The following is a 26,964-nucleotide window of genomic DNA, read 5'->3' as shown; positions in this document are numbered from 1 at the left end:
AGGCGTTACTCGCCGGGTTCCAATTGGGGGCCGATTGTCGCGTCGGCGGCCGGAATGTCAACGGTCCTGGTCGACTGCGCGGCCGGCTCGGGATCGCGATCCCAGTCCCAAGCCTTGCCGCTCACCCGGTCGTAATTGACCTGCGGATCGTAGAGCGGGCCGCCGGTATCGAGGTTGAGGTCGCGGGCCTCGGCGCGGCCCATCAGGGCCAGCAGGTTGAAGCCGGCGACATAGGCGTTGCGCCGTGCCGTCACGAGCTGCGCACGGGCGGAAAGCAGTTCCTGCTCGGCGTTGAGCACGTCGAGGATCTGGCGATTGCCGATCGAGTTTTCCGCGCGGACGCCTTCGAGGCTGAGTTCAGCAGCCTCGACGGCAGCTTTCGAGCTTTCGATGACCGCATTGGCGGCTTGCCAGTTGGCATAAGTGCCACGGGTCTCGCGAATGACGCTGCGTTCGGCCTCGATCACCTGGTCGAGCGCTGCGCTTTCGCGAGCGCCCGCCTGCCGCTGGCGCGCAGCTGGAAGGCCGCCCTGAAACAAGGGAATGGTCAGGCGAACACCGACGTTTGCGGTGGTTTCGCGTTGTTGGAAGTCGGACGAGATAGGACCGCCCAGCGTTCCGAAGAAGTCGCTGTAATCGCCGTTGGCAAAGACACCGACGGTCGGAAGCCTTCCGGCGCCGGCCACCTTGGTGTCATAGCCCGCCGCCTGCGCGCGCTCCTTGGCGGCGATCAGGTTGGGGTTGTTCTCGAGAGCGGTGACGATCGCTTCGCCGACCGTGTCCGGTAGGCCAGGAAGCGGCGGAGGCGCCTCAAGGTTGGTGGGTGCGTTGCCCACCAGTTGCAGATAGGTTTCGCGCGCGGCGATGAGGTTCGCTTGGGCGAGTTGCAGGTCGCCCTGCGCCACGGCAAGCCGCGATTGCGACTGGGCCACGTCGGTGCGGGTGAGATCGCCGATCTCGAACCGGTCGCTCGTCGCCTGCAGGTTCACGCTCAGGACCTCGACCTGGTTGGCTGCGAGCCCGGCAAGCGCTTCGGTGCGGAGCACGTCCATATAGGCTGCGACGACCTGGCTGAAGACGGTGCTTTCGGTATTGCGAAGCGCGGCCTGACCGGCGGCGACGCGCTCCTTGGCGGCCTTGATGTTGTTCGCAACCGCGCCGCCCGAATAGACCGGCACCAGCAGCTGGCCATTGACGCCGAGGTTGCGTTCGGGGGCGGTGAAGCTGTTCGCCGAACGACGGACGAACTCGATATGCGTAGCCGTTACCGTTGCTGAGGGAAGGCCCGGCGCCCGGGCAATCGGCACGCCTTCATCGGTCGCGCGCTGGTCGGAACGCGCGGCCTGGAGCGTCGGATTTGTGTTGTAGGTATCGACGAGGGCATCGCGGAGCGTGTCCGCATGGGCGGGCGCGGCGATTGCCGCTGCGCCGGCCCCGGCAGCAACCAGCAAACCGGCGCGGAAGCTGGTCTTGCGCGGCATCAGAACGACCAGCCCTTCGGCTTGTCGAATGCATGGATCACCGGAATGCCGAGGTCTTCGACCGGCTGCAACGTTACCGTTCCAGCGATTTTGCGGCCTGCGGCAAGGCGGGTGACCTGCCGCAGCAAAAAGCCGGACACCAGACGTCCGCCGTCCTCGACCGTGTCGGCGAGATTGTCTGGCAGATGTTCGATTGCGCCATCGATCAGGACGAGGGAATACATCTTGCCTTTGAGCGCCGATCCTTCGGCCGCATCCGCAACGCTCACAGTGTCGACCTCTGCAACCAGAGGTCTCACAAGCTCGGTGAGATATCCGGATCCCCCGTCGATGACCAGCACGCGGTCTTCGGCGGCAGGCTCGGCTTCGACAAGCAGCTTGCCGTAGAACAGAGGCGAGGCGAGATGCGCGCCATCGCCGAAGGTCACAGACCGGTCGATATAGGCCAGCGGGGCTTTGTCTTCGGGCAGAAAGTCCTCGCGCGGCACCGCGATCATTCGCGCGAGCACGAATTCCTCGTTGACGCCGCTGGTGCGCAGCTGGCTGTCGATCATTGCCCGGCGCGCGCCAGCGCTTCCGGCGTTTTCGCCCGTCTTTTCCATGGTTTCGGCCTGAATGGTCATGGTGGTCATCCTAATTCCGTCCGACTGTATTAGTCACACAATACAGCACGTCAACCCTTCCTAGCCATGGTGCGACAATTGTCCAAGCGGTTTGGCGGCATTTACGGCGCCGCTTTCCCCTTTGACCTCTAGCCGTGTCGATGCTTAGGGGACGCTCGCAATCGAGCGGGATTGCATATCGACCGAGATAGGGAACACTTCGATGAGTGACATGCAGAACCAGCAGCACAACGACGGATCAATCTTCGGCGCGACGGGCAGCGTGCGGATCGAGACGGATTCGCTCGGCGAGGTTGCGGTTCCGGTCGATGCGCATTGGGGTGCGCAAACCCAGCGCAGTCTCGCAAACTTCGCGATCGGCACCGAGACGATGCCCGCACCGCTGGTCAGGGCGCTTGGAATCCAGAAGCAGGCGGCTGCCCGCGCGAACATGGCGCTGGGGGTGCTCGACGAGAAGATCGGCAACGCCATCATCAAGGCGTCGAGCGAGGTGATCGACGGAACGCTGGCAAGCCAGTTTCCACTGAGCGTGTGGCAGACCGGCTCGGGCACGCAGTCGAACATGAACGCCAACGAGGTGATCGCAAGCCGCGCCAACGAGGTGCTGACGGGGAATCTCGGAGGGAAGGATCCGGTCCACCCCAACGATCACTGCAATATGGGCCAAAGCTCCAACGACACTTTCCCCACTGCGATGCATATCGCCGCGGCGAGCGAGACGATCGAGCAGCTGCTTCCGGCGCTCGAGCATCTGCATGCCGCGCTCGATGCGAAGGCCAGGGCGTTCGCCGACATCGTCAAGATCGGACGCACCCACTTGCAAGACGCGACGCCGTTGACACTCGGCCAGGAGTTCTCCGGCTACGCCAAGCAGGTCGAATACGGCGTCGCGAGGATAGAGAACGCCCTGCCCCGTGTACTCGAGCTTGCACAGGGCGGAACTGCCGTCGGCACCGGGATCAATTCGAAGGTCGGATTTGCCGAGAAATTTGCGGAACAGGTCGCCGCGATGACCGGACATCCCTTCGTTACCGCTCCGAACAAGTTCGAGGCGCTGGCTGCGCACGATGCGCTGGTCGAACTGTCCGGTGCGCTGAATTCGATTGCCGTCAGCTGCATGAAGATCGCCAACGATATCCGTCTGCTCGGTTCGGGTCCGCGTTGCGGACTTGGCGAGATCGCGCTGCCCGCAAACGAGCCGGGCTCGTCGATCATGCCGGGCAAGGTCAATCCGACCCAGTGCGAGGCGCTGACGATGGTGTGCGCCCAGGTGATGGGCAACGCCGTGAGTGTCAGTGTCGCGGGATCGAACGGCCATATGGAACTGAACGTGTTCAAGCCTGTGATGATCTACAATGTCCTGCAATCGATCCGGCTTCTGTCCGATGCGACCCGCAGCTTCACCGACAATTGCGTGGCCGGTATCGAGGCGAATCGCGAGCGGATCGACAAGCTGCTTAACGAGAGCCTTATGCTGGTTACGGCGCTCAATCCCCATATCGGTTACGACAACGCAGCCAAAATCGCCAAAAAGGCGCACGCGGACGGGACGACGCTGAAGGAAGCGGGGCTCGAGCTGGGCCTGCTGACCGCGGAGCAATTCGACCAGTGGATCGTCCCGGCGGACATGATCAAGCCGCGCAGCTGAGGCGATGGGCCGAAGCAGGCATTTTAATGAAACTGGCCTGAACCGCACGGTGAATCGCCCCGAAAACCGGCCAGATGCCGTTCGTCCTTTCGACCAAGGCATGACTCTGTCCGACCATCCGTCCGCCCTTCGCTGGCGCGTTGCCGCGCCAATCGCTATCTCGCAGGCATAGATGTTGATGAGCCGATCTCTCGATGTGCCCTCGCGCGAGGCGGATGTGGGCGTCCCGTTCCGCACGGTCGTTTTTTCGATCGTCGCGCTGTGGGCAGTCTATTTCGTGCTGATCTCCGCGCGCAGTCTCATGTTAGGCCTCGACTGGGATCTCCAGTCCGAAATGCTGTGGCGTCGCACGCTTGTGACGGCCTTCGCCGCTCTGATTACCGTGGTGCTGTATTTCATCGTGCGCCTTTTCGAGGAGCGCAAACGCTGGGTCTTGTTCCTGGTGGCCACCTTGGCTGCGCTGCCCGGCGCGCTCGCGATCGCGAAGGTAAATCAGGAAATGTTTGCGCCCATTAACGAGAAGATGGAGCAGGCCTTTGCCGAAGAGCGCGGCTTCAGCCTGCGCCGCGACGAATCGGGCAATCTGCTCGCAGAGGTCCCTGCGCCGCAAGAGTGGCAGGTCAAGAACCCGGATGCTTACGATCCCGACAACCCGCCGACCGTCACTTTTGTCCTGCAGGATGCGAAGGATCAGGGCAGCCAGTGGTATCCCCTGATCGATGCGGGATTGACCCGCTACTATATCCTGCTGACCTGGGCGGCGATCTACATCGCCCTGTTGGCCATTGCACAGGCGAGGGAGGCCGAGCGGCGCGAGCAGCAGTTCCGGTCTGCCGCCAAAGCAGCCGAGCTGCGCAGCTTGCGGTACCAGGTAAACCCGCACTTCCTGTTCAACACGCTGAATTCGCTCTCGGCGCTGGTAATGACCGGCAAGGCCGATCGCGCCGAGCGGATGATCCAGACGATCAGTCGTTTCTATCGCCACAGCCTCGCCGACGAACCGACCAGCGACGTCCCGCTCAAGGACGAGTTCGACCTGCAGAAACTCTATCTCGACATCGAAGCCGTTCGCTTTCCCGATCGCCTCACATGCGAATTCGACTTGCCTGACGATCTCGCCGATGCGCGTGTCCCGGGCATGATCCTGCAGCCACTGGTCGAAAACTCTGTCAAATACGCCGTCTCTCCAGTGTCGCGAAAAGTGACGATCATCGTGAAAGCGCGCGAGGAATTCGACCGCCTCGTCATAACCGTTAGCGACAACGGCCCCGGAGTTCCTGAGGGCTCCAATCACGGCTTCGGAATCGGCCTTGCCAACGTCCGCGACCGGCTCGAGGCGCGCTTCGGCCCCGACATAGGCTTTACATCCGCACCGATTCCCGGAGGATACAAGACCGAAATCAGGATACCGCTAACCCGCCATGGCTGAGAAAAGTGATCAAGAAAGCGCGCTGCGCACTCTGATCGTCGACGACGAACCGCTCGCGGTGGAGCGCATCCAGGTAATCTGTTCCGAGATACCGTCCATCAATGTCGTAGGGACCGCCAGCGACGGTGCGGCGGCCCTCCGGCTTGCCGAAAAGCTCGATCCAGATCTCGTGCTGCTCGATATGACCATGCCAGAGCTCGACGGCCTTGGAGTGGCAAAGAAATTCGCCGAGGACGCCAATCCCCCGGCCGTTATCTTCGTGACAGCGCACGATCACTTCGCAGTGGAGGCCTTCGACCTCGAAGCGATCGACTATGTCCTCAAACCGGTCGCCGCCGACCGGCTGGAGCGCGCGATCGAGCGAGCTGTTGCCCGGCGCGGCGAGCGCAAGGAGGGCGGCGGTAAATGGCTCGAGGAACTGTGGGTGCCGCACCGCTCGGAATTGCTCCGGATTGCGGTGAGCGAGGTCCATCAGATCGATGCCGAGCGTGATTATGTGCGCCTGCATGTCGGCACCCCAGAGACGCCGCGAAGCTATCTGCTGTTGCAGACGATTGCCGGCCTTGAAGCGCGCCTCGATCCGGACGAATTCATCCGGATCCATCGTTCGACCATCCTGCGGCGCGATAATATTCGCGGGCTGCGGCACGATGGCCTGGGCGTCTGGTCGGCGGAGCTACAAAGCGGCGAAGCGCTGCGGATCGGCCGCACCTATCTTTCGAAGGTAAAGGCGATGGCCGGTCGCTGAGCCTAACCAGCTGCACGCAAGACTTTGGGATATTCTCGAACCTCATAAAGAAGCGGCCCGAACCCCGGGACTGAAAAGGGTTCGAGCCGCTGGTCTCTGCGCTGCTACGCACAACGGGGGCGCGCAACACAGGATCGGTTGTGGCGATCAGCCGCCGAGCCGCTGGTCGTCCATCATTGCAGCGACTTGGCGCTTCGCGCTGGCCTTAGCCTTGGCATAGCAATCGCGGGCTTCGGGCGACTTTAAGCGGGTGCCAGTGCGAATTTCGTCTACGCGGCACACCGTTTTTGCGGCGCGATCGATGCGTTGGTCGAGCATCTTCTGGCCTTCGGCCGATTCGAGATCGAGACCGGCCACGCTGACGTCGGTCGTCGAAAGCTCGGCTGTGCCTGCGAAGGCGGGGGTAGCGACCAGGCCGATAGCGGCTGCGGCAAGTGCAATAGTCTTCATGTGATTTCTCCTCCAACAGTCCAGCGGCGTTCGAGCGGGGGTTCGAACCGGGGAAACCGGCTGGCCTGTTGATCGAAGGAATACGGCAGCGCGCTGCCGTGATCACGCGGCAGTCGACCAACCTGCGTAAACCGCTCGATTGGCGGGGCAGGACAATGACCAACGGCGCGATCCGCCCGACCAAAGGTTGTATCTGACCGACGGAGGATTACGTCACAATGCAACATGTGGCTCGCCGTAATTGTCATATTCCTGCTCGGTATCGGAAATTTCGCGCTCAACCGCGCGGTGCTCGAAAGCGGGCACCCGATTCTCGACCAGATGCCATCCTTCGTCAGCATGCTCGGAGGTCGGCTTTCGCTGGTGGCGGAATTTCTGGTTCTCTTGCTGGCGCTCCTGCTGGTTGCGAATGGCTGGCTAGGCGTGACGTGGGCCTATGTCGCCTATAGCGCTCTGAACGCTCTGGCTGCCTGGATCATCCTGACCGGGCGGGCCTGATTCTGCCGATTGACGATTGCATCTGCTGCGGTTTCGCGCTTTGGAGCGCGCGATGACGACGCGCCTTTTCCATATCAGCGATGTCCATTTCGGCGTCGAAGATCGCGCGGCGATGGCCGTGGTCGAGCGCGCGGTCGAGGACGAGCGACCTGACGCCGTGATCTGCACCGGGGATCTCACCCAGCGCGCGAAGCACCGGGAATATCGCGAGGCGGCAGAGTGGTTTGCGGCCCTCGGCGTGCCAGTGCTGCTCGAACCCGGCAATCACGATATGCCCTATTACAACCCGTGGGAACGGTTCTCCGATCCGTTTCGCCGTTTTCGCCGACTGCAAGAGCGCGTCGGCGGAACATTGCACTCGGACGATGTCGTGTTCGTATCGCTACTCACGACAGTCAGCGCGCAGCTGCGCTTCCCGTGGTCCGATGGCGTGATCAAGAGCGCTGCCTTGGAGCAAACGGTGGAGCAACTGTCCCGGCTCAAGAACGAGCCGCGCACCGTTATCGTGACCGCACATCACCCGCTCCTTGGCCCAGAAACCGGCGAGAAAAACCCCACCATAGGCGGGGACGAGGCGTTTATCGCCATCGCCTCAGCCGGTGCCGATGCGGTGATCTCGGGTCACGTTCACATCCCCTTCGACGAGGTTCGCGAATCCGGTGGCCAATCGATGCGGCTCATCGGCACCGGAACGCTGTCCACCCGGCTGCGCAACGGGGCGCCGCCCTCCTACCGCGTGATCACCTGCGAACGCGGAGGCAGAATTTCGACCGAGCTACGGGAAATTGCAGAGGTGGCACGTTAGATCGGGCCGGCACCGAAGGGCGACCGGTAAAAATCCGACCGGCTCGTTTAACCTTTTTTAGCGGACCCTTGTTAAGACTCCATTGGTCATAACCGAGCGGCTTCCCGGGAAGGTCCTGTGGAAGCCAAAAGCGTACACTCAGAAGAGGTCTGCAAGAGGAACAGGCAATGGATATGCTGAAAGCTTTTGTGTTCGGCGGTATTTTGACCGCGCTGGTCGCCGGCCTTGTGGGGTCGCAGGGATCCAGTGGCGGTGCGCTGGCCGTGCATCTGATGGCGCTGGGCGATTACGACGTCTTCTGGTCGTGGCCGCTGTTCCTATCAGGCAGCGGGCTTTCCTGGGCGCTGATGCTTCTGCAGCGGTGAACGAACGGTCGGAATAAAGAAAAAGGGCGGCATCCCCAGCGGGAGCCGCCCTTTTCGTTTGGTTGGTGCGTCCGTAAGCGGATTAACGCTTCGAGAACTGGAAGCTGCGGCGTGCCTTGGCGCGGCCGTACTTCTTGCGCTCGACCACGCGGCTGTCGCGGGTGAGGAAGCCGGCGGCCTTCACGGTGGAACGCAGCTCGGGTTCATACTTGGTCAGCGCCTGGCTGATGCCGTGCTTCACAGCGCCCGCCTGGCCCGAAAGGCCGCCGCCCTTGACGGTGGCGACGACATCGTACTGGCCTTGACGATCGGTGATCGTGAAGGGCTGGTCGATGATCAGGCGCAGCGTTGGACGCGCGAAGTAAACTTCCTGGTCCTTGCCGTTGACGGTGACCTTGCCGGTGCCGGGCTTGAGCCACACGCGTGCGGTCGCATCCTTGCGGCGACCGGTAGCGTAGGCGCGGCCCTGTGCGTCCAGCTCCTGTTCGCGCAGCGGTGCAGCGGGGTTCTGGGCGATCTCGGCAGCGTCCGCTGCCGGAGCGTCGCCAGCGATATCCTTGAGTTCCGAAAGGTCGGAGACGGATTCGTTCTTCTTCTCGTCAGCCATTACGCGGTGACCTTGTTCTTGCGGTTCATGGAAGCAACGTCGAGGACCTGAGGGTTCTGGCCGTCATGCGGGTGCTCGGTGCCATTGTAGAGATGCAGCGCCTTCATCTGCTGACGGCCCAGCGGACCGCGGGGAATCATGCGCTCCACAGCTTTTTCAAGCACGCGCTCGGGAAAACGGCCTTCCAGGATCTTCGCCGGAGTCGTTTCCTTGATGCCGCCCGGGTGACCGGTGTGCTTGTAATAGACCTTCTTGTCGGCCTTGTTGCTGGTGAACTTCACCTTGTCGGCGTTGATGACGATCACGTGATCGCCGCAATCGACATGCGGAGTGTAACTCGGCTTGTGCTTGCCGCGCAGGTGGTTGGCGATGATCGCAGCGAGACGGCCGACAACGAGGCCATCGGCATCGATCAGGTGCCATTTCTTTTCGACTTCTGCCGGCTTCACCGACTGCGTCTGTTTGCTGAGAGCCTTCATGGCTGTTTGTCCTTGAACCGAATTGGTTGGGTTGTGCCGTCAGGACCCGAGAGTCCGAACGGCGAATCGCGTCCCGCCGGTTGACGGGATCGCCGAAGTGGCGCGCATTTGTGCGGGATAGGTGCTGAAGTCAAGCGAATCCGGGCGTTACGGGGGAGGTAAAATAATACCGCGGCAGGAAATCAGCCGGATTCTCCCGCCAGGAGCCAATCTTCTTGCGATCGCCTCGTTTCGTCGCCGATCCGTGTAATCACGCGCCTTCGGGCATGCGCAAGCCAACCTCGACCGGCTGCGGTTTCAGCTGAGTAGGAGATGAAGAACTCGCCCTTCAATCCTTCCGCCAGGCTTATCTCCCGAACGGTTTCATGGTTTCCGCCCCTGGGAAAGAACAGGTCCGGAGGCAGCTGGTCGAAGAGCGACGAGCCCGCCTGCTGCATCCTTGCGAGGTACTCGCGGTGCTGCGCCTTTTTCTCCGGCGGCTCCTTGCGCTGGGCGATGAGCTTCTCAGCCATGCGAATTGCCTCGGCGAGATCTTCATCCCGGGTGTACTCGCCAGCGGCCAGGATCTGTCCGTCTTCCGACAGGAGGATTGGCCACATATCTGCGGTGGAGCGCGACTCTTCTATCTTCGCCAGCGGGGCAAGCTTCTCGGGAGCGTCGACGCGGACGGAGATCTGCGTTCCGTCTATCGCAATGCCGCGACCCTGGCGGGAAAAATCCACGCGCCAGTCGCGCTCGACAACAATGCTCGCCCCGTCATGGAGGCCGCGCTCAAGTCTGCGCGTAAGGCGCATAGAGCCGGCTGGAATCGAAATGCCGGAAGCTGCGAGAATCGGCATACCCTGAAGCATCAGCCCGCCGGCAAAGGCCGCGCGGGCGGAACTGCCGAGTATCGTGCGGCGAGCGAAGCCCTGCATATTGTTGCCTGTAACCTTCATTCACTCCCGTGGAATGTCTTCACCGCTCAGGATCGCCCCGTACTTCCTCTTTGAGCCAAGCCAAAGTATCCGGGTAAGTCTTGTCGGCAGTCCAGCCTAGTATCGCCGGTGTATCATAGGGATGCACTTCGCCCAAACGACTGATCAGTATTTCCGATCGCGCAGATGTAGTTTTGAACAGCACCGCTACTTCGATCTCTTGGCCGACCTCCCCCTTCCACTCGAACAGGGACTCGATTTCGCCGATGATGTTGGCGCAGGCGATCAGACGTTCATCGAGCAGCAGTGTCACGACGTCGCGTGCGCTCTGCTTGTCGGGGAAAGGGCACCATACCAGAACGGCGGAAGGGTCGCTCATGCGAGAGCCGTACCCGAAACAGCCCGGCTGCGGCTTGCCACCCCGTCGCTGTGCATGGCCCAGGCGGTACTGGCGACCGTCAGCGCTCCGACGAGCTGGTGCGCCGCTGCGATCCATAGCTCGACCCCGGTCATCACGGTGGCGACGCCGAGGAGGAACATCGTGCCGAATGCGCTGTGCAGCGCGATCGAGGCAGCCCTGTCCGCCTTGCGCACCCGGCGCGCCAGATAGACCAGGGCGCCTACCGCGACCCACGCCCACCAGCGATGAAGGAAATGGAGCAGGAACGGATCGTGGGTAAGGGTCCACAAGAACCCGCTAGACCAATCGATTTCCGGGATGAGCCGCCCGTTCATCAATGGCCAGTCCCGCGCGGCATGACCCGCATTGAGCCCGGCCACCCACGCGCCAAGCAGCAATTGGACAAACAGGATTCCTGCCACGGTGATCGATGCCGCTGTCAGTGGCGAAGGCCGGAACGTCGTGTCTGCCGCGACCTTGCGCATGTCACGCGCTGTCCAGACAAGACCTCCGAGAAGCAGAAGCGCGGTCAGCAGGTGGAGCGAAAGGCGGAAATGGCTGACGTCGGTCATGTCACCGACAAGGCCGGATTGCACCATCAGCCAGCCGAAAAGGCCCTGCAGGCCGCCAAGCGCGAGCAATCCGACCAACCGACCCTTGTAGCCGTTCGGGATCGAGCCCCTGATCCAGAACCAAGCCAAGGGCAGCGCATAAACAAGGCCGACCAAGCGGGCGAGCAGGCGATGAAACCATTCCCAGAAGAAGATGAACTTGAAGTCCTCAAGCGACATGCCCCCCACGCTCGCTTCGAGCCTGTATTCGGGCGTCGCCTGATACTTCGCAAACTCCTCCTGCCACGCTTGTTCATCGAGAGGCGGCAGGATTCCTGTCGCCAGGTTCCACTCGGTAATCGACAGGCCGCTTTCGGTCAGCCGAGTGATCCCGCCGACCAGCACGATCAGCACGACGAAGGCGGCCACCACTTCGAGCCAGCGTGCGATGGCCAGCGGTCGCGAGCGCCGCAGAGGCTCTGTGCCGGTCGTGCCGGACGAGAAAGCTGAAGTTGCCATAGCCGAGGTGTAAATGTCCGCGCGCGCCCTCGGGCGCAAGCCCGTTTGCGGCAAAGGCCGATGCAATCCGCGCAAGTCCGGGATGAATCGGATCTTCAATGAACTCAAAGCTTGCGAAATGTGATAATGTTACATATCTGCATAGGCGAGACATGTCGAAATCCCTCATCTCGATTCGCCGCCGGTTCGACCGCGCGGGCATCGCCCTCGCTGGCCTGTGCGCATTGCATTGCATCGCCACCGTCATCGTTGTGTCGAGCCTGGGGCTGGGGGGGCATTTCCTGCTCGAGCCGGCGATCCACCGTGTCGGTCTCGCGCTTGCGCTCATCATCGCTGCCATCGCGATCGGCTGGTCGCCCATCCAGCATCGCCGCCCCGGACCGTTCGTGATTGCCTTGATCGGCCTCGTCTCGATGGGTGCCGCCTTAGGGGTTCCGCATGGCGTTGGCGAAACCGTTCTGACGATTTTCGGTGTCTCGCTCGTCTCGGTGGGCCACCTTCTCAACCTGCGTGCGCCCACGAAGCAGAGCTAAGCGGTTGCGCTCGCCGCGCCGAGGTCTATTTGACCCCGCATGAGCGATATCAAGAGCATCACCCTCAACGGCGAAACCCGCCAGACCTCCGCAGCCACGATCGCCGCACTTGTCCGCGAGCTCGAGCTTGCGCCGGAAAAGGTTGCGGTCGAGCGGAACGGGGAAATCGTGCCGCGCTCGACCCTCGATAATGCGGCGCTCGCCACTGGCGATACGCTGGAGATCGTCCATTTCGTCGGCGGCGGAGATCATGACGACAGCTGGAGTGTCGCGGGGCGCACGTTCCAATCCCGCCTGATCGTCGGCACCGGCAAGTACAAGGATTTCGAGCAGAACGCCGCTGCGGTCGAGGCGAGCGGGGCGGACATCGTCACCGTCGCTGTGCGGCGCGTGAACGTGAGCGATCCCAAAGCGCCGATGCTGACCGATTACATCGATCCCAAAAAGATCACCTACCTGCCCAACACCGCCGGCTGCTTCACCGCCGACGAAGCGATCCGCACCCTGCGACTGGCGCGCGAGGCGGGGGGATGGGACCTCGTAAAGCTCGAAGTGCTGGGCGAAGCGCGGACGCTCTATCCCGATATGCGCGAAACGCTGAAGGCGACCGAGACGCTCGCGAATGAGGGCTTCCACCCGATGGTCTACTGTGTCGACGATCCGATTGCGGCGAAGCAGCTCGAGGATGCGGGCGCAGTCGCGATCATGCCGTTGGGCGCGCCGATCGGATCGGGTCTCGGCATTCAGAACCAGGTGACGATCCGGCTGATCGTCGAAGGTGCAAGCGTGCCGGTGCTGGTCGATGCGGGCGTCGGCACTGCCTCCGACGCTGCGGTCGGCATGGAACTCGGTTGCGACGGGATCCTGATGAACACCGCCATCGCAGAAGCGAAGGACCCGATCCGAATGGCCCGCGCAATGAAGCTGGCGGTCGAAGCCGGGCGCGAGGCGTACCTCGCCGGGCGAATGGGTCGCCGCAAGTACGCCGATCCTTCCTCACCCCTGGCCGGGCTCATCTAGCCCGAAGAATTGTCTGCCGTGGTTACCAGACGTTAACCACGTTGCGCGACACTCCTCTTCGTAACAGGGGAGTTAGGGCAAGTGACCACAGCAACCACCGCCAGTCTGGCGATTGCCGAAATGCGCGAATTCGCGAGCTTCGCGCCGTGCGAGCAGCGCTATATCAAGCGCAGTCTCGATATCGGGCTTGCCCGCTGCGACGCGTTCAAGCTGTGGGGGCGCAGCGAGGCGGAGAATACCGCAATCCGCCGGCAGTATGTCGCCTATCAGGACCTGAAGGCGCTGCGAGAGCTTGTTCCCGCCGACGGTACCATTGGCGAAACCGAACGCTTTATCGGCAAGGCCGTGCGCATGGCGGTGTTCGATCTCGAACAGGAGCGGATCGAGTGCTTCTCGGCCTTCCGTTTCCTCTACGAACGCCTGCTCGGCCCGCAATCGCGCGCCTTTCTCCCGGGCATCTTCTGTGCCGCCGCCGCGCTGCCGCACATTAAACCGGAACGCCGCAAGATCCTGCTACAATCGCTAAGCGAAGCTGCTGCGACGGCTCCCGCATGGTCCGATGCGAAGCCGAATTTCTATCCCGAGTTTATCGAGGATGTGGAGGCGGCTTAGCGCCTATCCGCGATACATCCCGTCGATCCGTTCCTGGTAGCGGTCGCGAATCTTGTGACGGCGGATCTTCATGCTCGGCGTCATTTCCTCGTTCTCGATCGAGAAGGCTTCGTCGGCGAACTCGAACTTGCGAACCTTCTCCACCACCGACAGATCGACATTGGTGCGATCGACCGCTTTGGCGACCGCTTTCTTGAACGCCGGCAGGTCTTGAAGCGCCTTCATGTCGAATTTCTCGTCATTGGCGCGCGCCCATTCGAGCGCCCATTCGGCATCGGGCACGATCAGGCCGACCACATAGGGCCGCTTGTCGCCGCTCACCATCGCCTGCGCGATCTCGGGCTGCAGCGTCAGCATCCCCTCGATCTTTTGCGGCGCGACATTGTCGCCCTTGTCGTTGACGATCATGTCCTTCTTGCGATCGGTGATGACGATCCGGTTCTTCGCGTCGAGATGGCCAATGTCGCCGGTGTGGAGCCAGCCATCGACGATCGTGCGCGCGGTCTCGGCATCGTTCTGCCAGTATCCGTGCATCACCAGCTCGCCGCGAACGAGAATTTCGCCATCCTCGGCAATTTTTACCTCGACCCCGCGCATCGGCGGGCCGACCGTGTCCATCTTCAACCCGACGCTCGGACGGTTACAGCTGATCACCGGTCCGGCCTCGGTCTGCCCGTAGCCCTGCAGCATGGTGAGCCCCATTGCCTCGAAGAAATTTCCGACTTCGGGGTTGAGCGGCGCGCCGCCCGAGACCATCGCCTTGATCCGCCCGCCGAATTTCTGGCGGATTTTCGGGCGGAGCGCCTTTTCGACGATCAGATCGAGCGGCTTGTCGCGTTTGCGCTTCTTGCCGTCGTGCGATTTCTCGCTGATGCGCAGCGCGCTATCCATCATGAAATTGGCGAGTTTGCCCTGCTTCTCGACCTGTTTCATGATCCGCGTGCGCAGCACTTCGAACAGGCGTGGGACAACGACCATGATGGTCGGGCGGGTTTCCTCGATATTGCTCGCTAACTTCTCGAGCCCTTCCGAGTAGTAGATTTCCGCGCCGACCGAGATCGGAAGGTACTGCCCACCGGTGTGCTCGTAGGCGTGAGAAAGCGGCAGGAACGACAGGAAACGCTCGTCGGTGATGCCGAAATCGTTGATGAGGATTTCGGCAGCGCCTGCGATGTTGCACAGGATTGCTCCGTGGTGTTGCTTAACACCACGCGGCGCGCCGCCGGTTCCGCTGGTGTAGATGAGGCAGGCGGTGTCCTCGCGAGAGATCGTCGCAATCCGTGCATCGACCGCGTCGCGCGCCGCCTTGGCATCGCCGGCGAGAAGATCGTCCCAGTTGTGGTACTCGAAGCTGCCCGCCTGTTTGCGATGCAGGTCCTCGATCCCGATTACGTGATCGGCGATGCCGGTACGCGAAATCGCGCCGACTAGCGGGCCGAGCAGCTTTTCGGTCGAGACGATGACCGCGCGGGCGCCCGAGTTGTCGAGGATATGCGCATGATCGCGTTCGGTGTTGGTGATGTAGGTCGGAACCGAAACGCAGCCCGCGGCCATGATCGCCAGGTCGGCAATGCACCATTCCGGGCGGTTTTCGGAAACCAGCGCGACCCGGTCGCCGTCGGAAAGCCCGAGATGCCGCAGACTTTCGGCGAGCAGGCAGACCTGATTGGCCGTTTCCTTCCAGCTCTGCGTCACCCACTGGCCTTCGAGCTTTCGCCCGAGGAAGGGGGCATCGCCCTTGGCGTCGGCGCGCTTGAAGAACAACTCGACAAGGTTGTTGGCGCTGTCGATGTCCTGAAGCGCCTGGTCATCGCTCGGATTCACGACCGGCCGTGCGCCGGAAGCGGAGGTCGGGGCGTGCACTGCTGTCTCTCCTGCGCCCATATTCGGGCTCCCTTCGCCGCTCAATTGAAAACCGCCTGCGGCTGAAATTGGCGTTTGGATATAGTCCGAATTAAGCGCTCAATGCCCTACCGGCAAGCGCTCTCGTCGAACGTCAAGGGACGTCAGCCGCACGAACCCTCTCGTTTTCGGTTGCTTGATCGTATCGTAGCAAGTCTGCGACCCTCGGATCTCCAGCTGCTTCCCAGCCGTCCGGAGTGCGCCGCAAGGCGTTGGCCTTGCCTCGCGGTGAAAGGAGGCGGATTTGGTTGTGACCGAGCCGCTCCAGTTCGCCTGTCATGCCGGCGACAACGCTGCCTTCCTCGGAAATCACCGTCGATCCGAACGCCATCAATAGTGGCATGCCCAGCGCGTCTTCGGCCGTCATTCCGAAGTCGAGGACCCCGATGATCGAACGCGCTACCTGAACCGGAATGGTCGGCCCGCCAGCCGCACCGATAACGAGCACGACCTCACCGTCCGCGTCGAACACGATAGTCGGGGCCATTGAAGACCGTGGACGTTTTCCGCCCTCCACCTTGTTGGCGACCGGTCTGCCATCGACTTCCGGCTTCGAGCTGAAATCGGTCAGTTCGTTGTTGAGATAAAATCCGCCGAAATGCAGACCCGATCCGAACGCGCCTTCGACGGTGGAGGTGTAGCTGACTGCATTACCCTCGCCATCGACGATCGAGAAATGCGTCGTTCCATTTTCGGGCGGTTCGTCACCGTCGGCGCGCGCCAGAGGAGCGCCCGGTGGCGTTCCCGCCTCGACCGTTTCCAAGGCCTTCGCCGGATCGATCAGGGCGCTGCGACTGGCCATGTAATCGGAATCGACCAGACCCTCTACCGGTACTTCGACAAAGTCTGTATCGCCAATGTACAGTTCGCGATCTGCGTAGGCGATGCGCTGGGATTCGAGGAACAGGTGCCAGAAGGTGGGGCTGTCGTGACCAAGGCTGGCGAGATCGAAGCGTTCAAGCTGGCCCAGCATCTGCGCCACCGCAACCCCTCCGGATGAAGGCGGGCCCATGCCGCACACCCTGTAGACGCGATAACGGATGCAGACCGGGTCGCGAAGTTTTGCTTCGTATCCGGACACGTCGCTTGCGGCCATTTTGCCGTCCTGCGGGGTTTCGCCCGCCACATAGGAGGCGAGCGGCACGGCTAGGCCTTTGTAGAACGCGTCGGGTCCAGCGTTCGCAATCTTCTCGAACGTGTCTGCAAGATCGGGAACCTTGACCGTGGAGCCGACCGGAAGTGGTTTCCCGTCATCGCCGTAAAAGATCGCCCGTGCGGCGGCCGTCTTGTTGGCGCGACCATCGTTGTCGGAAAGCGAGCCATGAAGGCGGCGATTCATGGTGAATCCCTCGCGCGCGAGCCTGATCGCGGGCTTGAACAGCTCGGCCCATTCGAGCCTGCCGTATTGCGCATGGGCTTTTGCCGCGAGCGCGATGTTGCCCGGTACGCCCACGCTGAGGCCTGAAATCACTCGTCTCTCCCGCGGAAGTGTCTCGCCGTTGTCGTCGAGAAACCGCTCGGGTGTGGCGGAAGCGGGCGCCGTTTCGCGTCCGTCGAAAGTCACGACGCCATCTTCGCCGCCATGCACGAGAAACCCTCCACCGCCGATGCCCGAACTCTGGGGCTCGACCACGGTGAGCGCGAGCATGACCGCGATCGCGGCGTCGGTTGCCGAGCCGCCCTTGGCGAGGATCTCCTCCCCGGCGGCGGTCGCGCGCGGATCGGCCGAACTGACCGCTCCCGTGCTCGCAGCTTCGGATTCATAAGGTATCGACGTGAGCGGGGCGTCGTAGGGCGAGCAGCCTGCGATGGCGGCGGCTGCGCCAAGCCCGATAAGAGTGTGTTTTAGCATGCGCCCCTCGCTATTCGGTTCCGACCGCCTCTGCAATGCTGGCAAAGCCATCGCGCTTCATCAGCTTTTCGAGCCTCTTCACGATCCGCGCCCCGAGACCTGGCCCCTCGAAGACCATGGCAGAATACAGCTGCACCAGACTGGCACCGGCACGGATCCGCTCCCACGCATGTTCGGCGCTCGCAATCCCGCCGACACCCACAATCGGTATCGCGCCACCGGTTGCCGCACGGAAATCCCGCACCCGCTGCAAGGCAAGAGCACGCAAGGGTGCGCCCGAAAGCCCCCCCGGCTCGCCTGCATGGTGGGATTTGAGTGACGGGCGCGAGATCGTGGTGTTCGAGACGATAAGCGCGCCGAGCGTCTTGTCGATCGCGATGCGGGAAATCGCGTCTATGTCGGCGGGTTCGAGATCGGGGGCAACTTTGAGGAAGATCGGTGGGGGATTGTCCGGACTTGCACCATCGCGCGCTTCGATCACCGCATCGAGAAGTGCAGTCAGCGCTCCTTCGTCCTGCAGTGCCCTGAGGCCTGGCGTGTTGGGGCTTGAGACATTGACGGCGAGATAGCTGCCATATGGCGCCATCAGCCTTGCCATCTCGGCATAATCGGCGGTCCGGTCCGCCGAATCCTTGTTCGCTCCGATATTGATCCCGACGATCCCGGGACGTCCTGCACGCGCTTTCAATCGCGCAATTGCAGCCTGCGCCCCTGCATTGTTGAAGCCCATGCGGTTTATGACCGCGTCATCTTCCACCAGCCGGAACAGCCGCGGCTTGGGATTACCCGCCTGCGGTCGCGGCGTGATGGAACCCACTTCGGTAAATCCGAATCCCAGAGCCAGCAGGGCATCGGGGACCTCGGCGTTTTTGTCGAAGCCAGCCGCTACGCCGACGGGATTTGGAAAGCGCAGTCCGGCGACATTGATGGCAAGCGGGCCGGCCGGCTCCCGGTTCTCCAGCGGAGTGCGAAGCGGCAGCTTCTTGAGACCCGCTATGGCCAGTCGGTGGCCGGTTTCCGAATCGAGCGCGAATATTGCGGGCTTGAGGAGGCGGAACAGCATGAAGAGCGCCTATCGCAGGTTTTTTGTAAGTGTCGATAGGCCGCCGTCTGGATTGTGAACGATAGCAATCGCTGACGTTGTCGTTTGCATACAATTATTGCCCGGGCGTTTGTCCTAATAACTCTCTTGCGACCCGAAGGGCTCGGAGCAGCAATGCGAAGAGTTCCTCAACTCAAATGGGCGGTCCTGACAATCGGGGCCGCCCTTTTTTTGTGTCGAATCAAGCCGAAAACCATTAGACGACCCGCATCGGGACGCTTCAGATGAGTTCATTCCAGGATACCGCATTGCTGGTGCGCCGTAACGAATCGGTGGGAAAGGGCTTCGATCTTCCTAGCGAGGTGATTGCGGTTGCGCTCAACTGCCTATCGATGGGGATTCCCAGTGGCGTTATCGGCTCGCGGCTCGACCAATCGTGCAATGGGGCGATCAGGCCTTCGGCGCGGCACAAATTGGGGCCTCAATCGTTTTGCATCCCGAACGCTATCAAACGGGGATAACAATATGCGTCGCATCTCGATCATTCTGGCTTCCACCGCTGCTCTTGCACTGGCAAGCGCAGCCACAGCTTCGCAGGGCTCGGATTCGGCAGCGGTGTCGGAGACCACCGCAGAAACCGGACAATCGGAAGACAGCCTTCCCGCCCTGTTCGACCAATTCGATGCTGCCCAGCTCGAAATGTCGCCGGAGTCGAAAGCTTATCGCGGCGTTCGCGACGAGGATTACGGCACCTGGAACGACCCTTCCGACGCAGCGGAGCTCGCCGAATACCTCTTGCTGCAGGGCACGGCAGCAATGATGCGCGAACGATATCGGTTGAACGCGCTATCCGAGCAGGATGCGCTCTCCTACCGCCTCTTCAACGCGGTGGCCGCGCGTAGCGAGCTGAATTGGCCCTATCGGGATCATGGCTACATTTTCGATCATCGTCGCGGGCCCCACACGAGCATCCCGGCCTTCCTCATCAACATCCATCGCATTTTCTCTCAGGACGATGCGCGGGCTTACATTTCCCGCATCGAAGGGATCGCGACTCAAATGGCGGTGCTGACAAAGGAAAGCGCCGAGCGGGCCGAGCGCCGCATCATGCCGCCAGACTGGGTTTATCCCTATGTCATCAGCGATATCGAGGAGCTCTTGGCTGCGGGCGAGAAAAACGCCGTCCTTGCCGATTTCACCCAGAAGATCGACAGGCTCGAACTGGAACAAAGCGATCGAGACTCCCTCTTGGCCGAGGCGACAGAAGCGTGGAACGATTCCGCGCGACCGGCCTATGCGGGACTGCTCGCCGAAATGAAGCGCCAGCAGGCGTTCGCTCCGACCGATGACGGGGTGTGGCGCCTGCCCGATGGCGAAGGCTATTATGCGGCGCGGCTGCAAAGCTACACCACCACCGACCTCACGGCTGACCAAATCCACGATATCGGTCTGCGTGAGGTCGAGCGCATCCATGGCGAAATGCGCGCGATCATGAAGAGCGTCGGCTTCGAAGGCACCCTGCAGGACTTCTTCGAGTTCACCCGCACCGACGATCGCTTCTTCTATACGACCCGCGAGGCGTATCTCGCGGACGCGCAGGCAAAGCTCGATGCGATGGAAGAGAAGTTGCCCGCATATTTCGGCACGCTCCCCGAATCGCCGATGATCATCAAGCCGGTCGAGGAATTCCGCGAAAAGAGCGCGGGCAAGGCATTCTATCAGAGCCCGGCTGCAGACGGATCGCGTCCGGGCACCTATTACGTCAATCTCTATAACCTGCGCGACATGTCCCGGAACGAACTCGAAGCCCTGGCCTATCACGAGGGGTTTCCGGGCCACCACCTCCAGCGTGCGCTGCAGACCGAGACCGACGATTTGCCGCCGTTTCGGCGGTTCGGCGGATTCACCGCCTACACCGAAGGTTGGGGCCTCTACACCGAAGAACTGGGCAAGGACATGGGCTTCTATACCGATCCCTTTTCCGATTTCGGGCGGCTTGGCATGGAGCTGTGGCGCGCCTGCCGGTTGGTGGTCGATACCGGTATCCATTCCAAGCGCTGGAGCCGCGAGGAAGCGATCCAGTATCTCAAGGACAACACGCCCAATCCCGAAGGCGATATCGTCAAGGCGATCGAGCGCTACATCACCACTCCCGGGCAAGCGACCGCTTACATGATCGGAAAGCTCAAGATCATGGAGCTGCGGTCAAAGGCGCAGCAGGAGCTTGGCGAAGACTTCGATTATCGCGGTTTCCACGACGCGGTCCTTTTGAGCGGTCCGGTGCCGCTCGATATTCTCGAGGAGAATGTCGACCAGTGGATCGAATCCCGACGCGGCGGGTGAAAATCGTGGCAGACGGCCCCATTCACATATCCTCGGCCATCCCGTTCGAATTCGAACTGGTTGCCGTGCCCGGTGACCTTACCGATCTGGTCAACACGTTCTTCGTCGCCCGGGCCGATGACGGTGACATCGACGAGATGCTGCCGGCCTATTCCGCGCAGCTGATGGTCTATGTCGAGGGACGTTCGGATCTCCGGCCCGAAGGGGGTGAGGTCTTCCAATCCGACAGGGTGACCTGCACCGCACCGCTGCTCAGCGCCGCGCCGTTCACCTTGAAGGGTCCGGCAACGATCGTCGGGGCTTCGTTGACCCCACTCGGCTGGCATTGTCTCGCCCAGCTTCCGGCTGACAAGGTCAACAACTGCGTGGTGCCTGCAGCGCGCGTCCTCGCAGAGGACGAAATCGTCTTGCTCGAGCAACTCGCCGATGCGTGCCGGTCGGGATCCTCCGAGCCTCAAGCAATCGTCGATGCAATCTCGGAGGCGTTGCGTTCGCGCGCCGCACGGCTTGATCCGGGCCATGTGCGGTTCGTGAAGCAAGTGATTGGCTGGCTCTCCAGCGCGCTCAACCCCTCTCTCGAAACGCTTTACTCCGATCTTTCCGTCTCGAAGCGCACCGCACAGCGGTTGTGCCGCAGGTACTTCGGCGTTTCGCCATCGCATCTTGTCAAACGGTATCGCGCCATTCGCGCGGCCATGCTGCTGGCCAATCGCGACTTGCCGGATGCGATGCGGGACGAAATTGTCAGCGCGTATTTCGACCAAGCGCATCTCATCCGAGACATCCGAAGATATACCGGGAGGACACCCGGCGCACTGCGGGGCGACTCGCTCGTACAGGACACTCTTGATCCCGACGCGCATGGAGCGGCAGCAAGAATTCTGCGCTGAGCCGATTTGAGCACAAAAGCGCACGCAGTCTTGGCGTTGCCCTTTTCTTGAATTGGATCGCAGAACGGCTATCCATGTCGCTGCCATACAATGATACAAGATGACACTAACTTATTGATGCCGATGAGCCGATCCAAGCGGGTCTTCCAGTTCCCGCTGTACCGGCATTTGGGACGGCACGGCGGCGGGTCGCAGTAAGTCGCCGTGCCGTCCCAATTCCATCTCGAATACTTTGATCCGCCTGCCGAGCTTTCGGAGTATGTCCTCGCATTGTACCACTTCGTGTGGGACGACAGGGTAATTGCTGACAGGCATCCGGGTGCCCTTGGCCAGCTGGCGCTGTTCCCGATTGGATCCGGCGAGATGTATGTCGACGGAAGAACCATCCCCGTAGAGGGTGACGGGCACTTGTTCGCTGGGTTCGAAATCCCGCATCAGTTCAGAATGGAGGGCCCCTGGCACGCCATGGGCGCTTCGCTTTCGGCATTGGGCTGGGCCGCATTGACGGGCGTTCCTGCCAACCGGTACTTTAACCGGTTCATCCAGCCCAGCGAACTTCTCGGACCGGAAGTGGACGAATTCATTCGCGAGCTCAGCGATCAATATCGGTCTCAGGAAGTGTCCGGTAAGGGAGTGTGCGATGCCTTGGCCGGGTGGATCGCTCCGCGACTGGGGCCCGTGCCGGAGAGTCATCGTCAGCTCATCGGAGCGGCCTATTCGTGGCTCAGCACCTCGCTCAATCCCGATGTCGAGGAATTGTTCGAAGTATTGCCCTATTCGCGCAGGCAGGCAGAGCGTCTGGTCGCCCGGTATTTCGGGATGGCGCCGCGAGCGCTTGCGCGCAGGTATCGCGCAGTCCGGGCGGCGGGCCTGCTCTCGCTGCCCGAATTGACCGATGAGGGCGAGGCCGAAATCGCGTCGGCTTTCTACGATCAGCCGCACATGATCCGCGAAATTAGGCACTATTGCGGTTTCACGCCAACCCGCCTCGGCGGCGAGGAGGCCCCGCTGTTTCAGACGATGGTTCAACTGAAGAATCTGGACCGTTTGAAGGAGTTTCGCAGGATCGGTTGAGGCGACTGGCTCGCATGTGAGCGCCGTCTCGCACTGCGGCAAACTGGTTGCGAACGACTCTCAACAGGCGGATTCCGCTTGAAATTGGACTGAAATAGTCCGATTTGCACATCATGCGCCTTTCCAATCTCGCAGACTATGCCGTCATCACGATGAGCGCAGCCGCAAATCATTGCGGCGGTGAGCGGACCAGTGCGAGCGAATTGTCCGAGGAAACGGGCCTTCCGAAGCCGACCGTGCAGAAGCTGGTTAGCAAGCTGACCGCCGCCGGCCTGCTGCGCTCGGTGCGCGGCGCCAATGGCGGCCTGCAGCTTGCGAGGCCCGCGGCGGCAATCACCGTGGCCGACATCGTCGAGGCAGTGGAGGGGCCGATCGCGCTGACCGCTTGCATAGACATGGCTGGAGAGTGCGATCATGAGGCGCGCTGCACGATGAAGCCGCATTGGCCCGTCATCAACACAGCGCTGCGCAACGCACTTGCCGATATCACGCTGACACAGCTGCGCGCGCAGCCGCTTTCAATCGAAAAAGAAGTTGCATGACCGATAATTTCGAAACCACCGAAATCGACCGCCAGGAGATGGACCGGGAGGCCAAGGATGCGGCGGCGAAAGCTGCCGAGTACGAGCACGGCTGGTCTTCGGACATCGAGACCGAGTTCGCCGAAAAGGGCCTTTCGGAAGACACCGTCCGTTTCATCTCGGCCAAGAAGGGCGAGCCCGAGTGGATGCTCGACTGGCGGCTGAAGGCTTTCCGGCTGTGGCAGGAAATGGAAGAGCCCGACTGGGCCAAGGTCGGCTATCCGAAAATCGATTATCAGGACGCGTACTATTACGCCGCGCCCAAGAAGAAGCCGCAGCTCGAATCGCTCGACGAACTCGATCCCGAGATCAAGTCGGTCTACGACAAACTCGGCATTCCCGTTGCCGAACAGGAGGTGCTTGCCGGGGTGAAGGGCGCACGCAAGGTCGCGGTCGATGCGGTGTTCGACAGCGTCTCGGTTGCCACCACCTTCCGCGAGGAACTGAAGAAGGCAGGCGTGATCTTCCTCTCGATCAGCGAGGCGCTCAAGGAGCATCCCGAGCTGGTGAAGAAGTGGCTCGGCAAGGTCGTGCCGCAGCGCGATAATTTCTTCGCCTGCCTCAACGCCGCAGTCTTTTCCGATGGCACCTTCGTCTACGTGCCCGAAGGCGTGCGCTGCCCGATGGAGCTTTCGACCTATTTCCGCATCAACGCCGAGAACACCGGCCAGTTCGAACGGACGCTGATCGTTGCCGAGAAGGGTAGCTATGTCAGCTATCTCGAAGGCTGCACCGCGCCGATGCGCGACGAAAACCAGCTCCACGCCGCCGTGGTCGAACTGGTCGCGATGGAAGATGCCGAGATCAAGTATTCGACCGTGCAAAACTGGTACCCGGGCAATGCCGAGGGCAAGGGCGGCATCTACAATTTCGTCACCAAGCGCGGGCTTTGCCAGGGCGACCGTTCGAAGATCAGCTGGACCCAAGTGGAAACCGGTAGCGCGGTGACGTGGAAGTATCCCTCCTGCGTGCTCAACGGCGAAAACAGCGTCGGCGAGTTTTACTCGGTTGCGGTGACCAACAATTACCAGCAGGCCGACACCGGCACCAAGATGATCCACAACGGCAAGGGATCGCGCTCGACGATCATCTCCAAGGGCATCAGCGCGGGCAAATCGAATAATACCTATCGCGGGCTCGTCCGCGTCGGCCCCAAGGCGGAAGGCGTGCGCAATTTCACCCAGTGCGACAGCCTGCTGCTCGGCGACGAATGCGGAGCGCACACCGTGCCCTATATCGAGGTCAAGAATCCCGGCGCGCAGATCGAGCACGAGGCAACCACCTCGAAGATCAGCGACGAACAGCTGTTCTACGCGATGCAGCGCGGGCTGGACGAGGAAGAGGCCGTGGCGCTGATTGTCAACGGCTTTGCCAAGGATGTGCTCAAAGAGCTGCCGATGGAATTTGCCGTGGAAGCGCAGAAGCTACTGGCGATTTCGCTGGAAGGAAGCGTTGGGTGATCAGGACGAATTCTCTCTTCATTAGTTCCACTTTGCTTTGCGCATGCTCTGCGGAGTCATCGTCGGACCAGGTTGTCATACCTCGCGATGCTTTCCCGAGCACAGCGTTCAGCCTCGTCTGTGACGATGGCACCGATACGAACTCATTGTTGCAATATCCGCCAGAAAAAATCGTCGTCGACCCTCAGGAAGGGACCTACACAATTGCTGGGCGCGACCCGGAAAATTATTCGAGGATTTCCGCGCAAACACTTTTTTTCGTTGATGAGGGCGACACCCCGAATTTCAATGTCGTCTATGACCTCGAAAGACAGGAGTTAGTGAGCCGTTCCTATTCAACTTTCGTTCCAATGAATGAGCACTATAGAATCAGATGCGAGGTAGAGGCAGCGTGACTGACCGCAAAACCCTCAACCTCAGGCCTGCATCCGACGAAGCTCCCGCCATCGAAAAGAAGGGCCGCGGGTGGAAGATTTCGGACTCGCGTCTCGACGAGCTTCACGCTCAGGCGCGCGAGCGCCGGCGCTTCTCGTCCGAGGCGCACAAGGCGCTCGCCAAGCGGTTCGCTTCGGCCAATCTCGGTCGCCACACCTTCAAGCGCCATGCCGTCGTCGGCAGCGCGATCGTCGATTTCAACTGCCACTCGCTCGGCATGGCGATCGACATCTTCGAAGAGGGCGACAACGAGCAGCTTGCTGCGCGCCGCGACAAGAGCCTCGAAAGCGTCGGCATCAAGGTGATGCGGATCAAGGCTTCCGAGATCCTCGAGAACATGGACGGCGTCCTCGCGCGGATCACCGCCGGCATGCGCCAGCGCATCGCAGACAAACAGGAACGGCGGGCCGAACACCGCCGCAATTCCACTCCAACCAGACATCAATCACCGGACTGATTCGACGATGACTCTCCTATCCCTCACCATCGTGCCCTTGATCGCGTTGTACGGCGCGAGCGATGACGGCGTGCTTGCAGGATCGGAATACACCAAGGCACCCGACCAGTGGGAGGTCGCGTATGACGTCGCGATCCAGCCCTACCTCGACGACTATCGCCGCTGCCTTGGCTACGCCAATCGCATCTTCAACGGCGTTCCCAACGTCGAGGAACAGCACCGCGCCGACCTTCCCCGCTGCGCAGGCGAACGCCAAGAGGCAATCGCGCAATCGAATGCTGCGCTGGCGCGCTGGGGCCGAGCGGGGGAGATGCCGCCCAGCGAGGTCGAACGCACATTCGACGCGATCGGCCAGATCCACATCAGCCGCGGGCGCAATCTCGACCAACAATTCCAACTGCAATTGCGCGCGGCCGAAGAGCGGCAGCGGCAATATGAAGCCCAGATTGCCGCACGCGATGCGGCGCTGGCGACAGAAGAGAGCGAGTGATGCTGAAGATTGAAAATCTCCACGCCGAAGTAGACGGCAAGGAAATCCTGAAGGGCCTGACCCTCGAAGTCCCCGCCGGAGAAGTCCATGCGATCATGGGTCCCAACGGCGCGGGCAAGTCGACGCTCGCCCACGTGCTCGGCGGCAAGCCTGGCTACGAAGTGACGCAAGGCTCGGTCGAGTTCCGCGGGCAAGATCTGTTCGATTTCGAACCGCATGAGCGCGCAAGCGTCGGCCTGTTCCTCGGCTTCCAGTACCCCGTCGAGATTCCCGGCGTTTCCAACGTGCAGTTTCTGCGCGAGGCGCTCAACTCGCAGCGCAAGTATCGCGGCGAGGAACCGCTTTCCGGCGGCGAGTTCCTGAAGCTCGCCAAGGACAAGGCCGCGCTGCTGAAGATGGACATGGAAATGCTCAAGCGGCAAGTGAATGTCGGCTTTTCGGGTGGTGAGAAGAAGCGCGCCGAGATGGTCCAGATGGGTATTCTCGATCCCGCCTTCGCGGTGCTCGACGAAACCGATAGCGGCCTCGATATCGATGCGCTGCGCACGGTGGGCGAGGGCATCAATTCGATCATGCGCGCGCCCGACAAGGCCGTGCTGTTGATTACCCACTACCAGCGCCTGCTCGACGTGGTGAAGCCCGACAAGGTGTCGGTGCTTGCCGATGGACGGATTGTCCAGACCGGCGGCCCGGAACTGGCGCAGCGCCTCGAAGCCGAAGGCTACGACGCGGTGATGGCCGATGCCTGAAGCG

Annotated in this window: 28 protein-coding genes; 17 read left to right on the top strand and 11 right to left on the bottom strand. The window is 61.7% G+C overall.

Translation table 11 applies throughout. The features are described from left to right. Nucleotides 1-5: 5 nt before the first annotated feature. Entirely contained in the window at nucleotides 6-1,481 is a 1,476-nt protein-coding gene (locus tag ACI5KX_RS01615) for a TolC family outer membrane protein (RefSeq protein WP_406808930.1), read from the bottom strand. Further along, the gene (locus tag ACI5KX_RS01610; RefSeq protein WP_406808929.1) at nucleotides 1,481-2,113 is read right to left on the bottom strand and encodes a protein-L-isoaspartate O-methyltransferase family protein; all 633 of its coding nucleotides are present in this window, start codon (nucleotides 2,111-2,113) and stop codon (nucleotides 1,481-1,483) included. The genes ACI5KX_RS01615 and ACI5KX_RS01610 overlap by 1 nt, the downstream gene beginning before the upstream one ends. A 202-nt stretch (nucleotides 2,114-2,315) precedes the next feature. On the opposite strand from ACI5KX_RS01610, the gene fumC reads away from it, so the two are divergent. The 3 genes from fumC to ACI5KX_RS01595 all read left to right on the top strand — a co-directional run bounded on the left by fumC (nucleotide 2,316) and on the right by ACI5KX_RS01595 (nucleotide 5,929). Next, a complete protein-coding gene (gene fumC, locus ACI5KX_RS01605; RefSeq protein WP_406811299.1) occupies nucleotides 2,316-3,752 on the top strand; it encodes a class II fumarate hydratase in 1,437 nt (478 codons plus the stop codon). Nucleotides 3,753-3,930: 178 nt separating this feature from the next. Continuing rightward, entirely contained in the window at nucleotides 3,931-5,181 is a 1,251-nt protein-coding gene (locus tag ACI5KX_RS01600; RefSeq protein WP_406808928.1) for a sensor histidine kinase, read from the top strand. Continuing rightward, complete coding sequence (locus ACI5KX_RS01595; protein ID WP_406808927.1) at nucleotides 5,174-5,929, top strand: LytR/AlgR family response regulator transcription factor; 756 nt, start codon at nucleotides 5,174-5,176, stop codon at nucleotides 5,927-5,929. Before ACI5KX_RS01600 ends, ACI5KX_RS01595 begins: the two co-directional genes overlap by 8 nt. Before the next feature lie 147 nt (nucleotides 5,930-6,076). Here ACI5KX_RS01595 and ACI5KX_RS01590 read toward each other — a convergent pair whose 3' ends face one another. Next, complete coding sequence (locus ACI5KX_RS01590; RefSeq protein ID WP_406808926.1) at nucleotides 6,077-6,379, bottom strand: UrcA family protein; 303 nt, start codon at nucleotides 6,377-6,379, stop codon at nucleotides 6,077-6,079. Nucleotides 6,380-6,604: 225 nt separating this feature from the next. Here ACI5KX_RS01590 and ACI5KX_RS01585 point away from each other — a divergent pair, with 225 nt between their 5' ends. From ACI5KX_RS01585 to ACI5KX_RS01575, 3 genes are all read left to right on the top strand, one after another. Continuing rightward, the gene (locus ACI5KX_RS01585) at nucleotides 6,605-6,877 is read left to right on the top strand and encodes a hypothetical protein (protein ID WP_406808925.1); all 273 of its coding nucleotides are present in this window, start codon (nucleotides 6,605-6,607) and stop codon (nucleotides 6,875-6,877) included. Nucleotides 6,878-6,929: 52 nt separating this feature from the next. Continuing rightward, nucleotides 6,930-7,682 (top strand): metallophosphoesterase family protein, encoded by a 753-nt coding sequence (locus ACI5KX_RS01580; RefSeq protein ID WP_406808924.1) that lies wholly within the window; start codon nucleotides 6,930-6,932, stop codon nucleotides 7,680-7,682. Between the two features lie 167 nt (nucleotides 7,683-7,849). Next, nucleotides 7,850-8,047, top strand: a complete 198-nt coding sequence (locus ACI5KX_RS01575; RefSeq protein ID WP_406808923.1) for a hypothetical protein — start codon at nucleotides 7,850-7,852, stop codon at nucleotides 8,045-8,047. 82 nt (nucleotides 8,048-8,129) lie between these two features. On the opposite strand, the gene rpsI is transcribed toward ACI5KX_RS01575, so the two are convergent. The 5 genes from rpsI to ACI5KX_RS01550 all read right to left on the bottom strand — a co-directional run bounded on the left by rpsI (nucleotide 8,130) and on the right by ACI5KX_RS01550 (nucleotide 11,520). After that, nucleotides 8,130-8,654 (bottom strand): 30S ribosomal protein S9, encoded by a 525-nt coding sequence (gene rpsI / locus ACI5KX_RS01570; protein ID WP_406808922.1) that lies wholly within the window; start codon nucleotides 8,652-8,654, stop codon nucleotides 8,130-8,132. Next, nucleotides 8,654-9,133, bottom strand: a complete 480-nt coding sequence (gene rplM, locus ACI5KX_RS01565; protein WP_406808921.1) for a 50S ribosomal protein L13 — start codon at nucleotides 9,131-9,133, stop codon at nucleotides 8,654-8,656. The genes rpsI and rplM overlap by 1 nt, the downstream gene beginning before the upstream one ends. Before the next feature lie 182 nt (nucleotides 9,134-9,315). Beyond that, nucleotides 9,316-10,071 (bottom strand): hypothetical protein, encoded by a 756-nt coding sequence (locus ACI5KX_RS01560; protein ID WP_406808920.1) that lies wholly within the window; start codon nucleotides 10,069-10,071, stop codon nucleotides 9,316-9,318. A 19-nt stretch (nucleotides 10,072-10,090) separates the two neighbouring features. After that, nucleotides 10,091-10,429, bottom strand: a complete 339-nt coding sequence (gene cutA / locus ACI5KX_RS01555) for a divalent-cation tolerance protein CutA (protein WP_406808919.1) — start codon at nucleotides 10,427-10,429, stop codon at nucleotides 10,091-10,093. Beyond that, the gene (locus tag ACI5KX_RS01550; RefSeq protein ID WP_406808918.1) at nucleotides 10,426-11,520 is read right to left on the bottom strand and encodes a COX15/CtaA family protein; all 1,095 of its coding nucleotides are present in this window, start codon (nucleotides 11,518-11,520) and stop codon (nucleotides 10,426-10,428) included. The genes cutA and ACI5KX_RS01550 overlap by 4 nt, the downstream gene beginning before the upstream one ends. A gap of 152 nt (nucleotides 11,521-11,672) precedes the next feature. Between ACI5KX_RS01550 and ACI5KX_RS01545 the strand changes: the two genes are divergently transcribed. The 3 genes from ACI5KX_RS01545 (at nucleotide 11,673) to ACI5KX_RS01535 (ending at nucleotide 13,685) form a co-directional block, all read left to right on the top strand. Then, nucleotides 11,673-12,053: a MerC domain-containing protein gene (locus ACI5KX_RS01545; RefSeq protein ID WP_406808917.1), complete on the top strand. Its 381-nt coding sequence runs from the start codon at nucleotides 11,673-11,675 to the stop codon at nucleotides 12,051-12,053. Between the two features lie 39 nt (nucleotides 12,054-12,092). Beyond that, nucleotides 12,093-13,073 (top strand): sulfur carrier protein ThiS, encoded by a 981-nt coding sequence (thiS, locus tag ACI5KX_RS01540; protein ID WP_406808916.1) that lies wholly within the window; start codon nucleotides 12,093-12,095, stop codon nucleotides 13,071-13,073. An 81-nt stretch (nucleotides 13,074-13,154) separates the two neighbouring features. Beyond that, on the top strand, nucleotides 13,155-13,685 hold the full coding sequence (locus ACI5KX_RS01535) for a hypothetical protein (protein WP_406808915.1): 531 nt from the start codon (nucleotides 13,155-13,157) through the stop codon (nucleotides 13,683-13,685). Between the two features lie 3 nt (nucleotides 13,686-13,688). Here the strand turns inward: ACI5KX_RS01535 and ACI5KX_RS01530 are convergent, their stop codons facing one another. From ACI5KX_RS01530 to ACI5KX_RS01520, 3 genes are all read right to left on the bottom strand, one after another. After that, on the bottom strand, nucleotides 13,689-15,509 hold the full coding sequence (locus tag ACI5KX_RS01530; protein WP_406811298.1) for an AMP-dependent synthetase/ligase: 1,821 nt from the start codon (nucleotides 15,507-15,509) through the stop codon (nucleotides 13,689-13,691). A 172-nt stretch (nucleotides 15,510-15,681) separates the two neighbouring features. Next, a complete protein-coding gene (gene ggt, locus ACI5KX_RS01525) occupies nucleotides 15,682-17,439 on the bottom strand; it encodes a gamma-glutamyltransferase (RefSeq protein WP_406808914.1) in 1,758 nt (585 codons plus the stop codon). Nucleotides 17,440-17,449: 10 nt separating this feature from the next. Then, on the bottom strand, nucleotides 17,450-18,502 hold the full coding sequence (locus ACI5KX_RS01520) for a quinone-dependent dihydroorotate dehydrogenase (RefSeq protein ID WP_406808913.1): 1,053 nt from the start codon (nucleotides 18,500-18,502) through the stop codon (nucleotides 17,450-17,452). A 504-nt stretch (nucleotides 18,503-19,006) separates the two neighbouring features. On the opposite strand from ACI5KX_RS01520, the gene ACI5KX_RS01515 reads away from it, so the two are divergent. The 8 genes from ACI5KX_RS01515 to sufC all read left to right on the top strand — a co-directional run bounded on the left by ACI5KX_RS01515 (nucleotide 19,007) and on the right by sufC (nucleotide 26,960). Beyond that, a complete protein-coding gene (locus tag ACI5KX_RS01515; RefSeq protein ID WP_406808912.1) occupies nucleotides 19,007-20,824 on the top strand; it encodes a DUF885 domain-containing protein in 1,818 nt (605 codons plus the stop codon). 5 nt (nucleotides 20,825-20,829) lie between these two features. Further along, nucleotides 20,830-21,714, top strand: a complete 885-nt coding sequence (locus ACI5KX_RS01510; protein WP_406808911.1) for a helix-turn-helix transcriptional regulator — start codon at nucleotides 20,830-20,832, stop codon at nucleotides 21,712-21,714. A gap of 204 nt (nucleotides 21,715-21,918) precedes the next feature. Next, the gene (locus tag ACI5KX_RS01505; protein WP_406808910.1) at nucleotides 21,919-22,788 is read left to right on the top strand and encodes a hypothetical protein; all 870 of its coding nucleotides are present in this window, start codon (nucleotides 21,919-21,921) and stop codon (nucleotides 22,786-22,788) included. Between the two features lie 113 nt (nucleotides 22,789-22,901). Next, nucleotides 22,902-23,330 carry an SUF system Fe-S cluster assembly regulator gene (locus ACI5KX_RS01500; protein WP_406808909.1) on the top strand — a complete coding sequence of 143 codons (429 nt, stop codon included), beginning with the start codon at nucleotides 22,902-22,904 and terminating at the stop codon, nucleotides 23,328-23,330. Beyond that, the gene (sufB, locus tag ACI5KX_RS01495; protein WP_406808908.1) at nucleotides 23,327-24,829 is read left to right on the top strand and encodes a Fe-S cluster assembly protein SufB; all 1,503 of its coding nucleotides are present in this window, start codon (nucleotides 23,327-23,329) and stop codon (nucleotides 24,827-24,829) included. The genes ACI5KX_RS01500 and sufB overlap by 4 nt, the downstream gene beginning before the upstream one ends. 391 nt (nucleotides 24,830-25,220) lie before the next feature. Beyond that, nucleotides 25,221-25,721 (top strand): endonuclease domain-containing protein, encoded by a 501-nt coding sequence (locus ACI5KX_RS01490; protein WP_406808907.1) that lies wholly within the window; start codon nucleotides 25,221-25,223, stop codon nucleotides 25,719-25,721. A 7-nt stretch (nucleotides 25,722-25,728) separates the two neighbouring features. Then, a complete protein-coding gene (locus ACI5KX_RS01485) occupies nucleotides 25,729-26,211 on the top strand; it encodes a hypothetical protein (protein WP_406808906.1) in 483 nt (160 codons plus the stop codon). After that, nucleotides 26,211-26,960, top strand: a complete 750-nt coding sequence (gene sufC, locus ACI5KX_RS01480; RefSeq protein WP_406808905.1) for a Fe-S cluster assembly ATPase SufC — start codon at nucleotides 26,211-26,213, stop codon at nucleotides 26,958-26,960. Before ACI5KX_RS01485 ends, sufC begins: the two co-directional genes overlap by 1 nt. The last annotated feature ends 4 nt before the right edge of the window (nucleotides 26,961-26,964 follow it).

The sequence above is a fragment of the Erythrobacter sp. GH1-10 genome, from assembly GCF_045363165.1.
GTDB lineage: Bacteria > Pseudomonadota > Alphaproteobacteria > Sphingomonadales > Sphingomonadaceae > Erythrobacter.
Note: the sequence above shows the minus strand (reverse complement) of the source record. Positions and strands in the feature narration are given on the sequence as shown.